This is a genomic window from Streptomyces sp. NTH33 (genome assembly GCF_003236365.1).
Classification (GTDB): domain Bacteria; phylum Actinomycetota; class Actinomycetes; order Streptomycetales; family Streptomycetaceae; genus Streptomyces.
In genome coordinates, this window is sequence record NZ_POTZ01000517.1 from 1 (window position 1) to 4,580 (window position 4,580).

The 4,580-nt window shown below is 71.6% G+C and carries 4 protein-coding genes; all 4 read right to left on the reverse strand.

Features of this window, described 5'->3' with window-relative positions:
- Positions 1 to 124: 124 nt before the first annotated feature.
- Entirely contained in the window at positions 125 to 1,183 is a 1,059-nt protein-coding gene (gene thrC / locus C1I97_RS31890; protein ID WP_111006535.1) for a threonine synthase, read from the reverse strand.
- A 6-nt stretch (positions 1,184 to 1,189) separates the two neighbouring features.
- Positions 1,190 to 2,482: a homoserine dehydrogenase gene (locus C1I97_RS31895; RefSeq protein WP_111006536.1), complete on the reverse strand. Its 1,293-nt coding sequence runs from the start codon at positions 2,480 to 2,482 to the stop codon at positions 1,190 to 1,192.
- 249 nt (positions 2,483 to 2,731) lie between these two features.
- A complete protein-coding gene (gene lysA / locus C1I97_RS31900; RefSeq protein ID WP_111006537.1) occupies positions 2,732 to 4,123 on the reverse strand; it encodes a diaminopimelate decarboxylase in 1,392 nt (463 codons plus the stop codon).
- A 54-nt stretch (positions 4,124 to 4,177) separates the two neighbouring features.
- Positions 4,178 to 4,580: DALR anticodon-binding domain-containing protein (locus C1I97_RS31905; RefSeq protein WP_258382830.1), on the reverse strand; the 403-nt coding region annotated here is incomplete at its 5' end.

A 4,580-nucleotide genomic window follows, 5' to 3' on the forward strand; every position in this document is an offset into this window, starting at 1 on the left:
GGGCGCCGGTGTGCGGCCCGCCCCGATCGCCGCCGCCGCCCGGGAGCACCGCCCCACCGTGAGCACAGCGGGGCGCGCCCCCGCCCACCGGGCGGGACTTGGCCCCGCGGACCCGCGGCGGCCGTCAGGCCAGGCCCAGCCGCTCCGCCGCCGTCGCCGCGTCGACCGGGACCGTGACCGGCTGGGGGGCGCCGGCGACGGCCCAGTCGGGGTCCTTCAGGCCGTTGCCGGTGACCGTGCAGACGATCCGCTGCCCGGGGTCGACCTTGCCCTGTTCGGCGGCCTTCAGCAGGCCGGCGACGGACGCGGCGGAGGCGGGCTCCACGAAGACGCCCTCCTGCGCGGCCAACAGCCGGTAGGCGCGCAGGATCTCACGGTCCGTCACCTCGTCGATGGCGCCGCCGGACTCGTCACGCGCGGCCAGGGCGTACGTCCAGGAGGCCGGGTTGCCGATACGGATCGCGGTGGCGATGGTCGACGGGTCCTTGACGACCTCGCCGCGCACGATCGGGGCGCTGCCGGAGGCCTGGTAGCCCCACATGCGGGGCGTCCTCGTGGCGATGCCGTCGGCGGCGTACTCCTTGTAGCCCTTCCAGTAGGCGGTGATGTTGCCCGCGTTGCCGACCGGGAGGACGTGGATGTCGGGCGCGTCGCCGAGCATGTCGACGATCTCGAAGGAGGCCGTCTTCTGGCCCTCGATGCGCACCGGGTTGACCGAATTGACCAGCGCCACGGGGTAGTTGTCGCTGAGCGCGCGGGCGAGCGTGAGGCAGTCGTCGAAGTTTCCGTCGACCTGGAGGATCTTCGCGCCGTGCACGAGCGCCTGGCCCATCTTGCCGAGCGCGATCTTGCCCTGCGGCACCAGCACCGCGGAGACCATCCCGGCCCGTACGGCGTACGCCGCGGCCGAGGCGGACGTGTTCCCGGTGGAGGCGCAGATGACGGCCTTCGCGCCCTCCTCCTTGGCCCGGCTGATCGCCATGGTCATGCCGCGGTCCTTGAAGGACCCGGTCGGGTTCGCGCCCTCGACCTTGAGGTGGACCTCGCAGCCGGTGCGCTCGGAGAGCACCTGCGCGGGCACGAGAGGCGTACCACCCTCACGGAGCGTGACGACCGGCGTGCTGTCGGACACCGGCAGCCGGTCCCGGTACTCCTCGATGATTCCGCGCCACTGGTGGGTCATTGCTGGTTACTCTCCTTCAACCCGCATGATGCTGGCGACACCCCGCACGGTGTCGAGCTTGCGCAGCGCCTCCACGGTCCCGCCGAGGGCGGCGTCGGAGGCACGGTGGGTGACGACGACGAGGGAGGCCTCGCCGTCCTTGCCCTGCTGGCGAACAGTGTCGATGGAAACCCCGTGTTCGGCGAACACGGTGGCGACCTGGGCGAGCACACCCGGTTTGTCGGCGACGTCCAGGCTGATGTGGTAGCGCGTGACGACGTCACCCATGGGCGACACGGGCAGGGCGGCGTACGCCGACTCGCCGGGCCCGGTGGCCCCGCTGAGCCGGTTGCGGCAGACGGCCACCAGGTCGCCGAGCACGGCGGAGGCGGTGGGCGAGCCGCCGGCGCCGGGGCCGTAGAACATCAGCTGCCCGGCCGCGTCGGACTCGACGAACACGGCGTTGTACGCGCCGCGCACGGAGGCCAGCGGGTGGGTGAGCGGGATCATGGCCGGGTGCACGCGCGCGGTGACCGACTCGCCGTCCTCGGCACGCTCGCAGATGGCGAGCAGTTTGATGGTGCAGCCCATCTCCTTGGCGGAGGCGAAGTCCGCGGCGGTGACCTCGGTCATCCCCTCGCGGTGGACGTCGTCGAGCCGTACGCGCGTGTGGAAGGCGATCCCGGCGAGGATGGCGGCCTTGGCCGCGGCGTCGAACCCCTCGACGTCGGCGGTCGGGTCGGCCTCGGCGTACCCGAGCGCGGTGGCCTCGTCCAGCGCCTCCTGGTAACCGGCCCCCGTGGTGTCCATCTTGTCGAGGATGAAGTTGGTGGTGCCGTTGACGATGCCGAGCACCCGGTTGACCTTGTCCCCTGCGAGGGACTCGCGCAGCGGCCGGATCAGCGGGATGGCGCCGGCGACGGCGGCCTCGTAGTACAGGTCCTTGCCGTGGTCCTCGGCGGCGGCGTGCAGGGCGGCCCCGTCCTGGGCGAGCAGGGCCTTGTTCGCGGAGACGACGGAGGCGCCATGTTCGAAGGCGGTGGTGATGAGCGTACGGGCGGGCTCGATCCCCCCGATGACCTCGACCACGACGTCGATGTCGCCGCGTTTGACGAGCGCGGTGGCGTCGGTGGTGACCAGCTCGGCGGGAACCCCTTCCCGCACCTTGCCGGGCCGCCGCACCGCGATCCCGGCGAGCTCCACCGGGGCCCCGATCCTGGCGGCGAGGTCGTCGGCGTGCGTCGTCATGATGCGCGCCACCTCTGAGCCGACCACACCACAGCCCAGCAGCGCCACCTTCAGCGGACGCGTACGCATCATCCGACCTCGTTTCCTCATACCGTCTACGGTTGGACCAGTCTCACTCACCGGACCGCGGTTTCTGTCATTTGTCCGGATCGTGAGACGTTTATTTCGTTTTTGTGAGGCGGGAAGACAGAAGATCTTCCGGTGCCGCCGCGGTGTCCGTCATCCGGCGGTGTCCGTCATCCGGCGGTGTCCTTCAGTCGACTGGGTCCGCCATCCGACTGCGCCCGTCAACCGACTGCGCCCGCCATCCGACTGCGCCCGTCAACCGACATCGAGCCGCAGCAGGTCCTCCTCCGTCTCCCGGCGAACGATCACCCGGGCCTCCCCGTCGGCGACGGCGACGACCGGCGGGCGCAGCGCGTGGTTGTAGTTGCTGGCCATGGACCGGCAGTACGCACCCGTGGCCGGCACCGCGATGAGGTCACCGGGTGCCAGGTCGGCCGGCAGGAAGGCGTCCTTGACCACGATGTCCCCGCTCTCGCAGTGCTTGCCGACGACGCGCACGAGCATGGGCGCGGCGCCGGAGACGCGGGACACGAGCGCGACGCTGTACTCGGCGTCGTAGAGGGCGGTGCGGATGTTGTCGGACATGCCGCCGTCGACGGACACGTACGTCCGCAGCCCCTCGAGCGGCTTGATGGTGCCGACCTCGTAGAGGGTGAAGGCGGTGGGCCCGACGACGGCGCGCCCCGGCTCGACGGAGATACGGGGCGCGCGCAGCCTGGCGGCCTCGCACTCGCGGGTGACGATCTCGGTCAGCGCCTTGGCGATCTCGTGCGGCTCGCGGGGGTCGTCGTCGCTGGTGTACGCGATCCCGAGTCCGCCGCCGAGGTCGATCTCCGGCAGCTCGATCCCGTGCTCGTCCCGGATCTCCCTCAGCAGCCGGACCACGCGGTGCGCGGCGACCTCGAAGCCGGACATGTCGAAGATCTGCGAGCCGATGTGGGAGTGGATCCCGATCAGTTCGATCCCGTCGAGCTGCAGCGCCCGCCGCACGGCCTCGGCGGCCTGCCCCCCGGCCAGGGGGATCCCGAACTTCTGGTCCTCGTGCGCGGTGGCGATGAACTCGTGCGTGTGCGCCTCGACGCCGACCGTGATCCGGATCTGCACCTTCTGCCGCTTCCCGAGCGACTGGGCGATGTGGGCGACCCGGACGATCTCCTGGAAGGAGTCGAGGACGATCCGCCCGACCCCGGCCTCGACGGCCCGGTGGATCTCGGCCGTGGACTTGTTGTTGCCGTGGAAGGCGATGCGCTCGGCCGGCATCCCGGCGGACAGGGCGGTGGCGAGCTCGGTACCGGAGCAGACGTCGAGGTTCAGCCCCTCCTCGTCGAGCCACCGGACGACGGCCCGGGAGAGGAACGCCTTCCCGGCGTAGAACACGTCGGCGTCGTTCCCGAAGGCGGTGCGCCAGGCCCGGGCACGGGCGCGGAAGTCGGCTTCGTCGAGCACGTAGGCGGGCGTACCGAACCGCTCGGCGAGCTCGGTGACGGCGATGCCGCCGACGGTCACGACCCCGTCCTCGTCACGGGTGACGGTCCGGGCCCACACCTTCGGGTCGAGGGCGTTGAGGTCGGCGGGCGGCGGGGAGTAGTGCCCCTCGGGCAGGACGTCGGCGTAACGGGGCCCGGCGGGGTGTGCGGAACGGCTCATGTCTGGTTTCTCTGACTCTCTGGCTCTCTGACCCTCTGTGGCTCTCTGCGGCTCTCAGAGGTGGTCGGGTGCGTGGATGCCGAGCAGGGACAGGCCGCCGGCCAGCACCGCCCCGGCGGCTTCGGCGAGAGCCAGCCGGGCACGGTGGGCGGCCAGGGGTTTCTCCTCCCCGCACGGAAGCACGGAAGGGAGGAAGGGCAGCACGGCATCGGCAACGCTGACGAGGTGCCGGGCGAGGGAGTCGGGAGCACGGTGCGCGGCGGCGCGGGCGAGGACGCGGGGGTGGTCGGCGAGGAGGGTGACGAGGTCGCGAGGCACCTCCATGGGCCCAGGCTCGGCGGAGAACCCCAGGTCGGCGGCGTTACGGCTGAGGGCGCGGGTGCGGGCGTGTGCGTAGCGGACGCGGAAGAGGGGGTTGCTCTCGCGCTGGACGAGGTGGTCCTCGGTGATACGGGGG